At 63.7% G+C, this 16,874-nt stretch carries 12 protein-coding genes; 9 read left to right on the forward strand and 3 right to left on the reverse strand.

The window, feature by feature from the left end; translation table 11 throughout:
- The first annotated feature begins 64 nt into the window (after nt 1-64).
- The 5 genes from BW992_RS18375 to tssA are packed head-to-tail and all read left to right on the forward strand — an operon-like array spanning nt 65 to nt 7,592.
- Nucleotides 65-529 (forward strand): type VI secretion protein, encoded by a 465-nt coding sequence (locus BW992_RS18375; RefSeq protein WP_072396334.1) that lies wholly within the window; start codon nt 65-67, stop codon nt 527-529.
- Nucleotides 530-580: 51 nt separating this feature from the next.
- Nucleotides 581-1,912 carry a type VI secretion system baseplate subunit TssK gene (gene tssK, locus BW992_RS18380; protein WP_072396355.1) on the forward strand — a complete coding sequence of 444 codons (1,332 nt, stop codon included), beginning with the start codon at nt 581-583 and terminating at the stop codon, nt 1,910-1,912.
- Nucleotides 1,913-1,930: 18 nt separating this feature from the next.
- Nucleotides 1,931-2,692 (forward strand): DotU family type IV/VI secretion system protein, encoded by a 762-nt coding sequence (locus BW992_RS18385; RefSeq protein WP_072396357.1) that lies wholly within the window; start codon nt 1,931-1,933, stop codon nt 2,690-2,692.
- Nucleotides 2,689-6,513 (forward strand): type VI secretion system protein, encoded by a 3,825-nt coding sequence (locus tag BW992_RS18390; RefSeq protein ID WP_076406877.1) that lies wholly within the window; start codon nt 2,689-2,691, stop codon nt 6,511-6,513. The genes BW992_RS18385 and BW992_RS18390 overlap by 4 nt, the downstream gene beginning before the upstream one ends.
- Nucleotides 6,510-7,592, forward strand: coding sequence for a type VI secretion system protein TssA (gene tssA, locus BW992_RS18395; protein ID WP_076406878.1), 1,083 nt, complete (start codon nt 6,510-6,512; stop codon nt 7,590-7,592). Before BW992_RS18390 ends, tssA begins: the two co-directional genes overlap by 4 nt.
- On the opposite strand, the gene BW992_RS18400 is transcribed toward tssA, so the two are convergent.
- Nucleotides 7,589-8,542: a 2-hydroxyacid dehydrogenase gene (locus BW992_RS18400; RefSeq protein WP_072431477.1), complete on the reverse strand. Its 954-nt coding sequence runs from the start codon at nt 8,540-8,542 to the stop codon at nt 7,589-7,591. The genes tssA and BW992_RS18400 overlap by 4 nt on opposite strands.
- A gap of 334 nt (nt 8,543-8,876) precedes the next feature.
- On the opposite strand from BW992_RS18400, the gene BW992_RS18405 reads away from it, so the two are divergent.
- Entirely contained in the window at nt 8,877-10,157 is a 1,281-nt protein-coding gene (locus BW992_RS18405) for a serine/threonine transporter (protein WP_072396365.1), read from the forward strand.
- 123 nt (nt 10,158-10,280) lie between these two features.
- On the opposite strand, the gene acnB is transcribed toward BW992_RS18405, so the two are convergent.
- Nucleotides 10,281-12,881 carry a bifunctional aconitate hydratase 2/2-methylisocitrate dehydratase gene (acnB, locus tag BW992_RS18410; RefSeq protein ID WP_076406879.1) on the reverse strand — a complete coding sequence of 867 codons (2,601 nt, stop codon included), beginning with the start codon at nt 12,879-12,881 and terminating at the stop codon, nt 10,281-10,283.
- A gap of 407 nt (nt 12,882-13,288) precedes the next feature.
- On the opposite strand from acnB, the gene BW992_RS18415 reads away from it, so the two are divergent.
- Nucleotides 13,289-13,759 carry a DUF1289 domain-containing protein gene (locus BW992_RS18415; RefSeq protein ID WP_076406880.1) on the forward strand — a complete coding sequence of 157 codons (471 nt, stop codon included), beginning with the start codon at nt 13,289-13,291 and terminating at the stop codon, nt 13,757-13,759.
- A gap of 245 nt (nt 13,760-14,004) precedes the next feature.
- Nucleotides 14,005-15,129 (forward strand): hypothetical protein, encoded by a 1,125-nt coding sequence (locus BW992_RS18420; protein ID WP_076406881.1) that lies wholly within the window; start codon nt 14,005-14,007, stop codon nt 15,127-15,129.
- A 111-nt stretch (nt 15,130-15,240) separates the two neighbouring features.
- Here the strand turns inward: BW992_RS18420 and BW992_RS18425 are convergent, their stop codons facing one another.
- On the reverse strand, nt 15,241-16,104 hold the full coding sequence (locus BW992_RS18425) for a universal stress protein (protein WP_072396371.1): 864 nt from the start codon (nt 16,102-16,104) through the stop codon (nt 15,241-15,243).
- A 160-nt stretch (nt 16,105-16,264) separates the two neighbouring features.
- Here BW992_RS18425 and BW992_RS18430 point away from each other — a divergent pair, with 160 nt between their 5' ends.
- Nucleotides 16,265-16,870 carry a tRNA-(ms[2]io[6]A)-hydroxylase gene (locus BW992_RS18430; protein ID WP_072396382.1) on the forward strand — a complete coding sequence of 202 codons (606 nt, stop codon included), beginning with the start codon at nt 16,265-16,267 and terminating at the stop codon, nt 16,868-16,870.
- Nucleotides 16,871-16,874 lie beyond the last annotated feature (4 nt).

Here is a 16,874-nt window from a genome sequence, read left to right on the forward strand (position 1 = left end):
AGAACAGGTCTATAAAAATGCAAGCAAAAACAATTTTTGACCGCTGTGAGAAGGAAGATTCATTTTGCGTGAGTTTTTTTTCGGATTTTTCTTGAGCCTGGCCCTCACCGGTTGCTCGCTCTTTGCCCCCAGCGTCGACCTGGACAGCCTCACCCTGGACGTCGCGCCCCGGGCCAATGACGACACGCCGATCGCCGTGGATTTCATTGCCGTGAACGACCCGGACCTGCTCAAGCAGCTATCGGGGATCACCGCCAGGCAGTGGTTCGCCGAGCGCGAGCAGTTCCAGCGCGACTATCGTCAGCTGATGTCGGTGTGGGGGCTGGAGCTGGTCCCCGGCCAGTTCATCGACCGCCAGCCGTTCCCGCTGGAGGGCCGGCGGGCCGCTGGACTTTTGGTCTTCGCCAGCTATAACACTCCCGGAGCCCACCGGCTCCGGCTGGACGATCAGCGCGAGGCCTGGCTCAGGTTCGACAGCCGGGAGATGACCCTCGTGAACGATGGGAAGGTCGATGCCAGTCAGCCTTGAATGACCGCGGGCCGCCTGGCGCGGCGACACTGGGATGTCGAAGGGAGTCGTATGAGTCTGTTACCTGACGCGGTGTGCTGGCACGAGGGCATGCAGTTGCTGCCCCAGCATTTCCAATTGCAAGGGTTGCGCGCCGAGGCCCTGGCCGCGCATGTCGCCACTGCCTGCAACCCCTGGTTCTGGGGTGTCAGCCAACTGGAAGTCGACCCTTCGGCCCTCGCCGCCGGCCAGGTGCGGCTGCTGCAGTTGCAAGGCACCTTGCCGGACGGGTTGCCCGTCAACCTGCAGGCCGGTGTCGGCCCGACCCTGGAGCTGGATATCACCGAGGCGGTCAACAAGACCGACGACGCCACGGTGACCGTGTACCTGGCCATCAGTCCGCTCTGGCGCGCCGGGCAATTGCTGCCCCTCAAGGGACGCCTGCAATCGGTGGTCGGCGATGCGCTGCCGGACCTCACCAGTGGCGAGTTCCCGGAGTCCATCACCGTCTGGCGGCCGAACCCGCGGTTGTGCACGCAGCTGAGCAAGGCCGATTCGATCTGCCTGCCGTTGTTGCGTATCCGCAAGGAAGGCGGCGGGTTCCTGCGCGTGCCCTACACCCCACCCACGCCCGTGCTGTTGCCCGAGTCGATGCTGGGGCGGCGGGTCGCCGGGCTGTGCGCCCGGGCGCGGGAGAAATGCATGTTTCTCGCCGGCCGGTTGCGTCAGGCCCAGGCTGCCGGTAACCAGGACGACGCGGCGGAAATCCGCCGGCAGATGACGGCGTTGTGGGCGCGCTTGCCGGAAGTGGAAGGCGCGTTGAACACCCGCGTGACGACGCCCCAGGCGATGCACGGCTTGTTGCTGGGATTGGCCGGTGCCTGGTCGGCCCTCGATCCGCTGGCCGGTGTCCCGGCTTTCGCCCCGCTGGATTTCGTCGAACTGCAACGCGGCTACGAACCCTTGCTCGACTGGCTGGAAGACACCCTGGAACGGGTCCGTGCCGGCTATCGCAGCCTGGCTTTCGAACGCAACGACCAGGTCTTTTCCATTCAGTTGCCCGACGACCAGCCGAGCCAGCGCCTGGTCATCGGCCTGCGCATGCCCAACGGTGCCAGCGAGCAGGCCGCGGCCGACTGGTTGCGCGGGGCGATCATCGCATCCGCACCGCATATTCCATTGCTGAGCCGCCAGCGCATGAGCGGTCTGCCTCACCAGGCCATGAGTCGCAACGAACAGGTGGCCTACAGCGTGGGAGACGATACCCGGTTGTTTGTGGTGAACGCCGGCGGCCAATGGTTCGACGGGCAGTTGCCGTTGCACATCGTCGCCCCGGCATCGGCCCAGGTCAGCAGCCCGTGGCAAGTGGTGCTGTTCGTGGCGCAAGTCGGTGAAAGTGCCTGATCGCAGAAGGGGAGTGGTATGCCTGACGGAAGTGGCGGGGCGGTTCGGAGTCTGCATGAGGCGCCGCTGAGCAGCGCTTTCCGGCAGGCCTGGCTGAAATGGTCCCAGCAATGGCAGGACCTGCCCAAGGACAGCGACTCCGCGGCCCTGGTCAGTCGTGTGGTGGAGTTTTCCGGACGCAGTGCCCAGCGCCTGTGGCGGACGGCCTTCGCCAGCGTCGGTGACTCCGCCACCGAGCAGGTCAAGGCGCTGGTCTATGCCTTCGTCGCACTGGTGGACGAAACCCTGCTGTTCAGCCCCTGGCCGGGGCAGCTCGCCTGGCAACAGCATCCGTTGGAATCGCGCATGTATTCCAGCCGCCAGGCCGGCGAGCGTTTGCCTTCGGCCATCAAGAAGCTGCTGGACGAGCAGATGCCCGGTACCCGGGACCTGGCGAATGTCTACCTGCAATGCCTGATCCTCGGTTTCCAGGGGCGCCTGCGTGGCGAACCCGGTCAGGTCCAGCATGAAAAATGGCGCCTGGCACTCTTCGCGTTTGCCTGGCAGTACGATGCGGACTACGAGGAGGTCAGCGAACGCCTGGCGATGTCCGCGGCGGCGCCACCGATGCGCATGCCGGCGCAGACATCGTTGCCGGACGGCTTTCGCCTGGGGCTGGCGATCCTGGCGATGGTCCTGCTGCTGACCGGGCTGGGGCAGGTGTTCTGGCGTGACATCCGTTCGGAGCTCGAACCGGTGCTGCAACTGAACGAGTCGGTGGTCCAGGAGCAGGATTCATGAGCCCCCTGAGCATCGTCGCGCTGGTGTTGCTGACCATTGTCCTGGTGGTGCTGGTCGCGGCGCTGGTCTGGTGGCTGCGGACCCAGGGCGGAGCCGCCATCCGCAGCTTCTATGGCTCGGTGCGCCACATGGAGCAGGAGCAAGGCACCCGCGACCGCTACCAGATGCCCTGGCTGATGATGCTGGGCAACGAAACCGATGCAGCCCGGTTGTGCAGCCAGTGGCGCTTGCAACCGACGGACAGGGTGGCGTGGTTCGGGCGTTGGTGGTCGGATGCCGAAGGCGCGGTGCTGGTGGTGCCCCAGGCGCTGTTCCTGCCCGACGAAGGCATGAACCGGCAACGGGGCAACTGGTGGCGTTTGCTGGGACTGATCCTGCGCTTGCGCAGTCGGCGCCCGCTGGACGCGGTGATCTGGACGGTGCCGTTCGACAAGCTCGACGATATCGAGCACACCACCGAGCTGAGCCTCAAGGTCCGGCGAGGTTTCATCGACCTGTTGCAGCGCTTCGGCCTGAGCCTTCCGGTGTATGTGGTGATCACCGGCATGGAAGAAATGCCCAGCTTCCAGGAATTGGTCAGCGCGCTGCCGGGCGACGCCCGTGAATCGATAGTGGGCTGGTCCTCGCCGTACTCGCCGGAGGCGGCGTGGCAGTCGCACTGGAGCGACCAGGCCCTGGATCAGGTCCATGCCGCGTTGTCGCAGTCGATCATTGAAATCGGCGCCCTGTCGGGGCAGTTGAGTGGCGACCTGTATGCTCTGCCGGAGCGCTTCGAAGGCTTGCGCCGGGCCTTGCAGGTGCTGTTGGAGCCGGTGTTCCAGGGCAATGTCCAGGGTGAAGCCCCACGCTTTCGCGGCGTGTATTTCACCGCCAGCCAGGCACCGGCTGCCATCGGGGACGGCTTTCCTGCCGACGACAAGGTCTTGCGGCAAACGGTGTTCGCCCGGCAGCTGTGGACCCGCCGGCTGGTGGCTGAGCGCGGCCTGGCCCAGCCGGTGCCGCGGCTGCTGCGCTTGCGCCAGCGCTGGCATCGGCTGGCCGGCGCGGTCGCGCTGGTGGTCGGGCTGGTCTGGTTGGGGGGCATGCTCTGGGTCTGGCACGATTCGGTGGAGCAAGCCGAGGGCTTGTCGCAGTTGGTGTTGCGCGCCCACAAGAACCACATGGTGGTCGATCCTGACGAACCGCAACTGGAGCCGACCCGGTTCAATGTACTGAACTACTGGAACGTGCTGGAAACAGCCCCGCGCTGGCGCTTCGTCTCGGTGGTCTTTCCCACCTCGTGGTTTTCCTCCGTGGACACGCAACTGGAACAGGGTCTGCGCCAGACCGCGCGGCACCACTGGATCCTGCCGTTGCGTGACCTGCTGGTATCGGACCTGGAGAAACTCAAGTCCATCCGCAACACCGAGCGTCGCGGCAACGTGCAGAGCGATGACCCGGCCCAGTGGCAGAGCTATGTGAAGGCCAGGGACCTGGTGGAGCGCGCGGTCCGCCTCGAACAGCACAACCAGTTGTTCAACCAGGTCATCAGTAACCCCAAGGCGCCGCTGGACGAGTTGGTGCAACTGAGCAACAACGCCCTGTCGTTGAACCTCAACCCTGGCACCCTGGGCCGGGCGCGGTTCTACAACCGGGTGCTGTTCGATGCACAGAACTCCGATCTCAAGGGCCTGGACCTGAACGCCGCGCGCCCGGTGGTCTCCGACAATTTCACCGGCCTGATGCAACGCTGGCTCGATCATTATTTTCTCGCCGACAACTTCGTGCGCCAGGCCGGTTACCTCAAGCTGCACCTGCAACGGCTGGAGGCGGGCGGTGGCAACTCGTTGAGCGAGCTGGAAGACCTGATGGCGCTGATCGATGACCTGCAGACCCTGGTCAGCCTGACCAATGCGGCCTGGAGCCGGGGCAAGGGCCAGGACCTGGTGCCCGGCTACAGCCAGTTGATGGACAAGGTCAGCCACAGCGCGCTGCTTGGGCCGCAGTTGGAACAGGATCTGCAAAGCCAGGCGGCGAAGTTGCAGCAGAGCTTTCGCGACCAGTGGATCGTGCAGAGCGGGTCCCGGGACAACCTGCTGGTCCAGCAGGGCAGCGGCCTGCTGGTGCTGCAAGAACATGTCACGGCCCTGGACGACGCGGTGCAGGCCCTGTTCAAGCGTGACTTCGTCGCCCTGGCCTTGCAGAAGGCCCCGTCCGTCGGCACCGCCGATGGTATGGGCAGCGGCAGCGACGACTTCAGCGTGGCCCTGAACTACTTCGCCAGCTACAAGAGCTACGCCAATGACGAGCTGCCACGCATTCCGCCGGCGTACCGCGACGCGCTGATCCAGGCCGCCGAAGGCGCGGCGGCGCGGGCCATGTGGCTGAGCCTGGATGAGAGCGACGAGCAATGGCCGGGCATGGGCTTCAACGTGCAGGCTTCCCAGGCCGTCGCACTGCAGAAAGCCTTCATGGACGTCAATCGTGGCGACCTGGCGGTGCGTTTCCAGCGCCTGCTCAATCGCCGTGCATTGGCCCAGATCAACAGCGGCCTGCAGGAAATCGATGCCCAGCCGCTGTTCAGCCAGCGGGCCGATATCCAGCGCTGGGACGGCTCGAAGAACTTCGGCCTGCAGCTGTATGGTGCCAGCGATCCGCAAGGGCTGAAGCTGAGCCTGAACCAGCAGTTCGACGCCATGCTGCAGATTGCCGAGCAACGCATGCCGGCCCTGGAATGGCTGATTGTCCAGCAGGACAACCTGTCGGCCTCGGAGCATGACCAGGTGTCGCGCTTCATGGCGATGAACGACGAGTTGCTCAAATACAAGAACCAGAATCCGGCCAGTTCGGCGGCGCAACTGACGCAATTGGTGAGCCGGGATTTCATCGAAATGGATACGGCGTCCTGCGGGCAGATCCTGCAGACCACCCAACTGTCCGGCGGGCGCGGCGACCTGGCCCGGCGTGCCGTGGCGTTGCAGCAGAGCGCCCTGCAGCGCTGCCTGTATCTGCAGCAAAGCCAGGCGGCGGCCGCCTGGAACGATGTGGCCGATTACTTCAACCAGTACCTGGCCGGGCGTTTTCCGTTTTCCCAGGACGCGCGGGCCAGTGACGCCGATCCGGCGCGGGTGCAGCGTTTGCTGGAGCTGATCGACACGCGCCTGCCCCTGGCCCAGGCCGGGTTGGCGCTGAGCCAGACGCCGGAGCGGCTGGCCGCGGAGGATTTCCTCAACCGGCTGAAACAGGCCGGGACCTGGTTGGGACCGCTGTTCGTGCGGGACAAGAGCGGGATCCTCGGTGTGGAGATGGATGTACGCTGGCGCACCGATCGCGACGAAGAGCGCGGTGCCGACCAGGTGATCGCCTGGGGGCTGAACACTGGCAACCAGCAGATCGGCTACCCCGGCGAACCCCAGCAGAACCTGCGCTGGATGGTCGGGCAACCCGTGCGGCTGACCCTGCGCTGGGCCCGCAACGGTTACCAGCGGCCGGCCAATGACCCGTTGCAGCCCAACCTGGTGGTACGCGACCTGGAAGCCGGTTGGGAATACCAGGGGCCGTGGTCGTTGCTGCGCCTGATGCGTGCGCAGGTGTCGGCCCAGCGCCAGCCGAACGTCGATTACACCGATTTCCCGCTGACCCTGCAGTTGCCGGTGACCGCCCAGCTCCAGACCCAGGCCCGCACCACACAGCAGACCCTGATGTTCCTGCGCCTGTCGTTGATGAGCCAGGGGTCGAAGCTGCCCCTGTCGATTGTGCCACCGCCGACCCGGGCACCCCGTTCACCTTTCATGGCGACCTCGTCGAGCCCCGCCGTCGCCACCCGTGAGGAGGGCCTGTGAGCGTACCGATATCCCCTCTGCCTGATCTGATCGCTCGCTTGCTCGAGCCCATTGGCGCCGAATCGCCTTGCGGCCAGGACCTGCGCTACGAAGCGGAATACGACCAACTGCGGGAGTTGCGCCGTGAGGACGACACCAGCCTGCCCACTGGCGTCTGGCAAGCCTCGGTCAAGCGCGCCCACTGGCCGGAGCTGGAAAGACTCGCCACGGCGCTGCTGCTCGAGCGCAGCAAGGACTTGATGATCAGCGCCTGGCTGGGGGAGGCCTGGCTGCACCTGAGCGGGCTGGACGGCCTGCCGGGCAGCCTGGCCCTGGTGGCGGGCCTGTGCGAGCGGTATCCCGAGCAACTGCACCCCATGGCCGATGAGGGCGACCAGTCATGGCGGGTGATTCCGCTGGAGTGGTTGGCTCGTCGTTATGGCGAGGTGCTGTTGACCCGGGTGGCCTTGTTCGATGGCCGGGACCCGTCCTTCGACCGCTTCTGCCTGGATGACTGGCAACGCCTGCAGCGCCAGCAAGTGCAGGTCAACGACAGCAAGAACGCCACGGCATCGGCGGAAGCCGCCCGCAGCGACCAGAAGAAACTCAGTGAGTTGATTCGCAGCACGCCGTTGTCGTTCTGGTTGCATCGCCAGGGCACCCTGATGTTGAGCCTGCAACACCTGCAGCGGCTCGAAGCCTGGAGCGATACTTACCTGGGCTCACTGGCGCCGGGCTACAAATCCTTGCAGGACGTGATCCAGGCCCTGCTGGCACTGGTAGAGGAGTTCATTGCGATGCATCCACAACAACCCTCCACGGTACCGGTGCAGGCGCCGCCGACGCTTGCGCCGTCGACGTCCGATGCGCAAAGCCCTGTGCTCCAGGCTTTCCAGGAACCGGCCAGCCGCGAGGAAGCCTATCGACAATTGCTGGTCATCGCTGCCTACCTGGCGCGTACCGAGCCCCACAGCCCGGTGCCATACCTGATCCGGCGCGGCGTGGAATGGGGCAACAAGCCGCTGAGCGAGCTGTTGGGGGAATTGATCAGCGCCGATGCCGAGTCCCGGCGGGTGTGGACCCTGCTGGGAGTACTCTAAGGTAGCGGCTCGGGCAACGGCACCGGCGTCAGTACCGGCTTGCCGGCGAAGAATGCGTTCAGGTTCTGGCCCACCAGTTCCACGGTGCCCCGGGTCGCCTCCGGTGAAAGGCCGGCGACATGGGGCGTCAGGACGACGTTGGGCAGGTGCTTCAAGGCGTCAGGCACTTCAGGCTCGTGGTCGAACACGTCCAGGGCCGCTCCGGCGATGCGTCGATATTCCAGGGCGCTGATCAGGTCGGCGGTCGAGACCACGCTGGCCCGGGCGATGTTCACCAGGAAACCGTTGGGCCCCAGGGCATCGAGGGCCTGTTTGTTGATCAACTGCCGGGTGTCGAGGCCACCGGGTGTGGCGACCACCAGGAAATCCGAAACCCTGGCCAGTTCCGTAGGCGTGGCGCAGTAGGCGTAGGGCACGTCGTTGCGCACCCGGCGGCTGTGGTAGCTGACGCTCATGTCGAAACCGAGGGCGCCCCGCTTGGCGATCGCCATCCCTACCGCGCCGAGGCCCAGCACCCCCAGCCGTTTGCCGGCCAGGGAGGGGCGCATGACCTTCGCCCATTCGCCCCGGCGCACGCAGGCGTCGGCGCGAGGAATATCGCGCACCAGCGCCAGCAGCAGCGCCATGGCATGGTCGGCCACCGATGAAGCGTTGACCCCGGCACCATTGGTTACCACGATGCCGCGCTCCCGGGCGGCCTGCAGGTCCACCTGCTCGTAGCCGGCGCCGATCACGCAAATGATCTGCAGGTTGGGCAGTGCGGCAATCTCCTGCGCCGTCAGGCCCAGGGGACCGCGCGTCAGCACCGCGTTGAACCGCTCGCCATGCTCGAAGATCGCCGCCCTGCGTTCGGCAGGCGTCGGCGCCAGTTCCAGGTGATAGCCCTGGCGCTCGAGAATCGGCAGGTATTCATTGACGGTTTCAACCAGTACCAGGACGGTTGCGGGCATGCTGTGCTCCTGTGGGCAATCGGGCTGAGAAAAAAGTGTGGGCGAGCCTGCGGCGACGGGGTTTTGTGCAGTATGGCTCATGGTGCTCTGGAATCGTTTCAATCTGTCCTGAGTGTAGGAGCTGGCGCAATGTGGCGATAGGGCCGCCAGCCTGCTCACGGGCATTACCCACAACCCATGTGCTGATCCGCACCACCGCTCCTCAGCTAAGTCTTTGCTTCTGCTCGCTAATCCCGGACAATCGCGCCCCTGTTTCGGCCAGGGCGCTGCCTGTCGGGCTTTTCCGACTCGTCCTGGCCGGGTGCACGTGACCGGACAGCGGAGATCCGACCGGATGAATGATCAGGCCAATAGCGTCGAAGAGCGCTTTGAAGCGACAGCCCCAGCCACCCTCAGTCAATGGAGTCGCCACGACACCACCTGGATGCTGGGCCTGTTTGGCACCGCCATCGGAGCAGGCACTCTGTTCCTTCCCATCAATGCCGGACTGGGCGGTTTCTGGCCACTGCTGATCCTGGCATTGCTGGCGTTCCCCATGACGTTCTATGCGCACCGGGGCCTGACCCGTTTCGTGTTGTCCGGTCGAGACGGCGCGGATATCACCGAGGTGGTGGAAGAGCACTTCGGGATCAAGGCGGGCGCGCTGATCACCTTGCTGTACTTCTTTGCGATCTTCCCGATCCTGCTGATCTACAGTGTGGCGCTGACCAATACGGTGGGCAGTTTCCTGGAGCACCAGCTGCACATCCAGCCGCCGCCGCGGGCGGTGTTGTCCCTGGTGTTGATCCTGGGCCTGCTGGCGGTGGTGCGGTGTGGCGAGCAGGCCATCGTCAAGGCCATGAGCCTGATGGTCTATCCCTTCATCGTTGCGTTGCTGTTTTTGGCAGTGTTCCTGATCCCCCACTGGAACGGTGGCATCCTGACCACGGCGTCCACGTTGCCCGAGCCGTCGGCTTTGCTGCACACGCTGTGGCTGGCGATCCCGGTGATGGTGTTCTCGTTCAACCACTCGCCGATCATCTCGGCGTTTGCGGTGGACCAGAAGCGTCGCTACGGTGTGAACGCCCAGGCGCGCAGCTCGCAGATCCTGTCTCGCGCCCATGTGCTGATGGTGGTGATGGTGCTGTTCTTTGTATTCAGTTGCGTGCTGACCCTGTCGCCGGCGCAACTGGCCGAAGCCAAGGCGCAGAATCTGTCGATCCTGTCGTACCTGGCCAATCACTTCAGCAATCGGACCATTGCCTTCGCCGCGCCGTTGATCGCGTTCGTGGCGATTTCCAAATCGTTCCTGGGGCATTACATCGGTGCCAGCGAGGGGCTCAAGGGCCTGATCGTCAAGAGCGGCCGCCGTCCGGCGCCCAAGACCCTGGATCGCCTGACGGCGATGTTCATGCTGGTGGTGTGCTGGATCGTCGCCACGCTCAACCCGAGCATCCTGGGCATGATCGAAACCCTGGGCGGCCCGGTAATTGCGGCGATCCTGTTCCTGATGCCGATGTACGCCATCCAAAAGGTCCCGGCCATGGCCCGTTACCGCGGCCAGGCGTCCAATGTGTTCGTGACGCTGGTAGGGGTTGTGGCAATTACCGCGCTGGTCTATTCCCTGACATCCTGACTGGATTCCTTGTGGGAGCGAGCCTGCTCGCGATGGCGTCAGTTCAGGTTGCATCGAAATTACAGGCATAAAAAAACGCCGCCCCTCGCAAGAAGGGCGGCGTTTTAGTCGAGCGTTGAAGCCTTAGGCTTGAACGACCGGGATGTTGGCGTTTGCAGCCGCTTCACGGAACTCGGCGATCTGGTCGAAGCTCAGGTAGCGGTATACGTCCGCCGCCATGCTGTCGATCTTGCCGGCGTATTCCATGTACTCCTCGACGGTCGGCAGCCGACCCAGGATGGATGCCACGGATGCCAGCTCGGCCGAAGCCAGGTAGACATTCGCGCCGTCACCCAGACGGTTCGGGAAGTTACGGGTCGAGGTGGATACCACGGTGGAGTTCGGCTCGACGCGTGCCTGGTTACCCATGCACAGCGAGCAGCCTGGCATTTCCATGCGTGCACCGGCCTTGCCGTAGATGCCGTAGTAGCCTTCCTCGGTGAGCTGGTGAGCGTCCATCTTGGTCGGCGGCGACAGCCACAGACGGGTCGGCAGCTGGCCCTTGACCTGATCCAGCAGCTTGCCGGCCGCGCGGAAGTGGCCGATGTTGGTCATGCACGAACCGATGAAGACTTCGTCGATCTTCTCGCCAGCGACGCTGGAGAGCAGGCGGGCGTCGTCCGGGTCGTTCGGCGCGCAGAGCACAGGCTCCTTGATCTCGGCCAGGTCGATCTCGATGACTTCGGCGTACTCGGCGTCCTTGTCGGCTTCCAGCAGTTCCGGGTTGGCCAGCCAGGCTTCCATCGCCTGGGCACGACGCTCCAGGGTGCGGGCATCGCCGTAGCCTTCGCCGATCATCCAGCGCAGCAGGGTGATGTTCGACTTCAGGTATTCGGCGATGGATTCCTTGGACAGCTTGATGGTGCAACCGGCTGCCGAACGTTCTGCCGAAGCGTCGGACAGTTCGAAGGCTTGCTCGACGGTCAGGGTTTCCAGGCCTTCGATCTCCAGGATACGGCCGGAGAAGGCGTTCTTCTTGCCTTTCTTCTCGACGGTCAGCAGGCCTTTCTGGATCGCGTAGTAAGGGATGGCATGAACCAGGTCACGCAGGGTGACGCCTGGCTGCAGCTTGCCCTTGAAGCGAACCAGGATCGACTCCGGCATGTCCAGCGGCATGACGCCGGTGGCGGCAGCGAAGGCTACCAGGCCGGAACCGGCCGGGAAGGAGATGCCGATCGGGAAGCGGGTGTGGGAGTCGCCACCGGTGCCGACGGTGTCCGGCAGCAGCATGCGGTTCAGCCAGCTGTGGATGATGCCGTCGCCTGGACGCAGGGACACGCCGCCACGGGTCATGATGAAGTCAGGCAGGGTGTGGTGGGTGGTGACGTCGATCGGCTTTGGATAGGCCGCGGTGTGGCAGAACGACTGCATGACCAGGTCGGCGGAGAAGCCCAGGCAAGCCAGGTCTTTGAGCTCGTCACGGGTCATCGGGCCAGTGGTGTCCTGGGAACCGACGGTGGTCATCTTCGGCTCGCAGTAGGTGCCAGGGCGAACGCCCTTCACGCCGCAGGCCTTGCCGACCATTTTCTGCGCCAGGGTGTAGCCCTTGCTGCTTTCGGCCGGTGCTTCAGGCTTCTTGAACAGGTCCGAAGGTGGCAGGCCGAGTTCGGCGCGGGCCTTCTCGGTCAGGCCGCGGCCGATGATCAGGGGGATGCGGCCACCGGCGCGGACTTCGTCCAGCAGGACCGGAGTCTTCATTTCGAAGGTGGTCAGGACTTCATCGGTGCCGTGCTTGCAGACCTTGCCAGCATGAGGGTACAGGTCGATCACGTCGCCCATGTTCATGTTGGACACGTCGAATTCGATCGGCAGGGCGCCGGCGTCTTCCATGGTGTTGTAGAAGATCGGGGCGATCTTGCTGCCGAAGCAGAAACCGCCGGCACGCTTGTTCGGCACGTACGGGATGTCGTCGCCGAAGAACCACAGGACCGAGTTGGTCGCCGACTTACGCGACGAACCGGTACCGACCACGTCGCCAACGTAGGCGATCGGGAAGCCGCCGTTGCGCATTTCCTCGATCTGCTTCATCGGGCCGGTCTTGCCTTGCTCGTCGGGCACGATGCCGTCGCGGGCCATTTTCAGCATGGCCAGGGCGTGCAGCGGGATGTCCGGGCGGGACCAGGCATCAGGGGCAGGGGACAGGTCGTCGGTGTTGGTCTCGCCGGTGACCTTGAAGACCCGCAGGCTGATCTTGTCGGCCAGTACGGGACGCTTCTTGAACCACTCGCCGTCGGCCCAGGATTGCAGGACGGCCTTGGCGTGGACGTTGCCATTGCGGGCTTTTTCAGCCACGTCGTGGAAGGCGTCGAACATCAGCAGGGTGTGCTTGAGCTCTTCGGCGGCTACCGGGGCCAGTTCGGCGTCGTCCAGCAGCTCTACCAGGGTCACGATGTTGTAGCCACCCTGCATGGTGCCGAGCAGTTCGACGGCACGCTTCTTGTCCAGCAGGGGGGATTGGGCCTGGCCCTTGGCCAGGGCGGACAGGAAGCCGGCCTTGACGTAGGCGGCTTCGTCGACTCCTGGTGGAACGCGATTGGTGATCAGGTCAACGAGGAAAGCTTCTTCGCCAGCCGGGGGATTCTTCAGCAGCTCGACCAGGCCTGCGGTTTGTTCGGCGTTAAGCGGCTGGGGAACGATACCCAGTGCTGCGCGCTCTTCGATATGTTTGCGGTAGGCTTCAAGCACAGTATTACCCTCATCAGTGGTCCCAAATGGGTGTCCGGGACGCTCATCCAGGAGCCCGCGGTACGCATGCGCGTCGGAGGCTTTTTGAGCCACCATGCCAGCGTTGCCGGGGTTCCTCACAGAAGCTGCTTTCAAAGTTTTACGCCTGCAGAACGGGGAGCTGATGAGGGTTGGCGTCGGGCTTTCCCCGCTGGAAAGACCCTTCGCCAACACCGTTCTGAAGGAACGACTGTGCTCGTGACGCTTTGAAAACAGCTTCTAACGGACATTTGGCGCCTTAAAAGGCTGGCTGATTCTACGGGAAAAAAAGATTAAAGGTAAGTTGGGCCAGCAAGTTTGAAGGGGTGATCAATCTTAGACAAAGGGCTAACATGCCGGCCTGTCCTGCTTTTGCGTGTGCGTGTCCTATGCCCAACCAGCTCATCAAGACCCCCTGCGTCGGCCTCTGCTCCACTGTCTACGGTGACCTGGTGTGCCGTGGCTGCAAGCGGTTCCACCATGAAGTGATCCACTGGAACGGCTATAACGAGGATGAGAAACGGGCGGTGTGGCTGCGGTTGGAAAAGCTGCTGGTGCAAGTGATGGTGGCCAAGCTGGAGGTCTTCGAGCCGGAGCTGCTGCGCCAGCAACTGGTGACACGGCAGATCCGCTTCGTGCCGCAGCAGTCGGAGTACTGCTGGGCTTATCAACTGATCGCCCGGGGCGCGCGGGTGATCAACAACCTGGAAGCCTACGGCATGGTGCTGTTGCCGGAGTTTCGCGACTGGGAACTGCCCGACTTGCGCGATGCCATCGATCGGGAATTCTTCCTGCTGTCCGAAGCCCACTACCAGCGCTACATCGCGCCGGGTTTCCTCAAGGATGCGATGGGCGGTTGATCCCCCCTCCTGGAGCTTGAGCACCGGCGCATCGCTTTCCAGCGTGTCGAGCACCGCTTCGGCGGTCGCTGGGTGGCTGAGGCCGTCCAGCAGGGGAGGAGCCGCGTCGCTTCTTCTCATGCTCCTGCGGCGTCGGCTCCGTTTATCGGATAGAGCCGTCCACCTGTTGGTTCTGACAGTAGCCAGCCTCTCGTTTGCACCGCTCAATAGACTCCAACATCTTCCCCGACAGGAGTTGCGCCACCATGTTCGAGAAAACCGATTCATCGCACGTACAAGCCAACCGTCAGATCCAGGTCTTCGACGGCGAAGAGCTCAAGGGAACCGCCAACGTCAGTGACGCGGGTGACTGGAGCCTGACGGTGACCGGGCTCAGGAGGGGATGGCACAGCTTCAAGGCGCGTGGGCTGTATGGCGAAAATCCTGAGTCGGCGGTGCGCACGCTGGAGGTCGGGTCACGGTCGGATCTGCGGCGGCCCGTGGTGGTCGAGGCCGACGCGAACGCTCAGGTGGACCCGAGCCTGTTGCCCGGCGGCATTACCGTTCGCATAGAGTATGACGGCATGCAGCCTGGCGACCAGGTGAAAATGGTGTTCGAAGGGACCGCCGATGGCAGCGCCACGCAGACCAAGAGCGTCGCGACACCGCCCGCCCCGCTTGAATACGCCATCTCCCAGGCCACCTTGTTCCCCAACAGCGCGCGCACGGTCCAGGTGTTCTACGAAGTCACCCGCGGCGGACTGCCTTACGGCGAGTCCCTGAGGTTTCCATTGAGCGTGCTGGGCCTTGCCTGGAACAGTTTCACCATCAATGGCTGGAATACGGAGTCCTTCCAGCCGGTGACCGCTTTTGACGGGGTGTTTTTCGGGCGGACCGTCAGCCGCGCCGTCGCGCCCGTGGTGTATTCCTCCTCCAAGGCGGAGGTAACCGTTGACGGTTCAGGGAAAGTCACCTTTGCCCGCGCCTGGACAGGCAGCGTCACCCTTACTGCCCGCGATGCTGGCGGGCGCTCCATTGCCTATACCCTCAACGCCCCCAGTAAATGGTTCCTGATGGAGACGCTGGCAATACGCACTGTGGCCGAGCATTATCAGTTCGTGCAGGCCAATACCGCCAAGGGTTATCGAGCGGCCAGGATCCCAGATTACACCTTCCACCTTACGAGAAAAGTGGGGCGGCTTTGGAGTGAGTGGGGCAATTTGACAGCGTATGGTTGGTCAAATACTCCAGGTTCTATTTGGCTAGCAGACGACCCGGGTGGTACTACCATGTGGCGGGATCTCAGTAGTGTCACAAATGGACCTCACGCATCCATAGAGAGTCCAGGCACATCCCGCTGGTGGACAATCTGCTACCGCAACAACCCATAGACCCTGGGCCGCCAGTCGCAGGCAAGTGAGCGACTGGCGGCATCCCCCCGATAGGCCCCCCCACATACGCCCATCAGTTCGGTCGCCATGGCGATTCTCGAATGTCCAGGATCATTCCTTGACCGCCAGCTCCACCAGGTGATCCTCCACCTCCTGGGGCTTGAGCACCAGCACATCGCTTTCCAGCGTGTCGAGCACCGCTTCGGCGGTGTTGCCGATCAGGACCCCTGACAATCCCGAGCGCGCCACGGTGCCGATCACCGTCACGGCCGCTTCGAGCCGGCGTGCCATGTAAGGGATCAGGACGTCCGCCGGGCCCTCTTCGATGTGCAGGTGCTGATCGTCGATATCGAATTCGGCCTGGAATGCCCGGCATTGTTCGCGATAACGGGCTTCGATGGTTTCCTTGAGCTGGAACGTCGGGTCGGCGGACGACAGCATCGGGGTGGGATGGGCGCTGATCACGTGAAGGTGCGCCTTGGCCAGGAGTGCAATGTCATAGCCATGATCGATGATGGTGTTGTGCAGGTGCCGATGTTCCTCGTCGGCATTGCCCACGTCGACGGCGGCCAGGATCACTCTGTCCTTCCAGGAACCTGCGGTTTTCACCAGCAGCACCGGGGTCGGGCAGTGGCGCAGCAGTTTCCAGTCCGCCGGGGTGAGCAGGGCTTTTTTCAGCGGGCTGTCGGCAAAGTGCTGCTTGATGACCAGGCCGCAACCTTCGGCCTGTTGCACATCGATGATGGTCTCGTGAAGGCTCTCGTTCCAGGCCTGTTCCGTGGTGACGCTGTAGCCATCGGCTGCCAGGCCGGCCTTGAGCACGCTGAGCATGCCGCCGTGGTCATGCTTTTTATCGCAGACCAGCAGATGCAGGTGGGCCTGGGTCACTCCGGCGATCAGCTTGGCGCGCTTGAGCGCCAGGCTTTCCGAGTGTTCGGGGTCGATGACCACCAGAATGCTGCGAATGGCTTGCATGATCGGCGTCTCCAGCAATGAAAAGGCAGGGTGTTGCTCAACTATAGTTGTTGCCGGTCAGTCGTGGACTTGATGCATATCAACGGCAATGGCTGGTGGTCTGGGAGCAGGCCGGTATAATCGGCGCCCTTTGCTGGTCTACCTTTTTTCCGTGAGCCCCATGACCCTTCCCGACATTCATGAATTCCTCGGCTGCCGCACGCCCGATGCCTGGGTCCAGGCCGCGCTGGCGGATCAGGAAACCTTGCTGATCGATCACAAGAATTGTGAGTTCAAGGCCGCCAGTACCGCCCTGAGCCTGATCGCCAAGTACCATTCCCATGTCGACCTGATCAACATGATGTCGCGCCTGGCCCGGGAAGAGTTGGTGCACCACGAGCAGGTCATGCGCCTGATGAAGAAGCGCAAGGTCGGCCTGCGCCAGCTCTCCGCCGGGCGCTATGCCTCGGGGCTGCGCAAGGTGGTGCGCAGCCACGAGCCGGTCAAGCTGGTGGACACCCTGGTGGTCGGTGCCTTCATCGAAGCCCGCAGCTGCGAGCGTTTCGAGGCCCTGGTTCCGCATCTGGACGAGGAACTGGGCAAGTTCTATTTCGGCCTGCTGAAAAGCGAGGCCCGGCATTTCCAGGGCTACCTGAAGCTGGCCTACCAGTACGGTGATGCCGATGACGTTGCCCGGGTGATCGACAGGGTGCGTGAGGCGGAGCGGGAACTGATCGAATCGCCGGACGTGGAATTGCGCTTCCACAGTGGTGTGCCGACGCTATAGACGC

The sequence above is a fragment of the Pseudomonas sp. 7SR1 genome (assembly GCF_900156465.1).
Lineage (GTDB): Bacteria > Pseudomonadota > Gammaproteobacteria > Pseudomonadales > Pseudomonadaceae > Aquipseudomonas.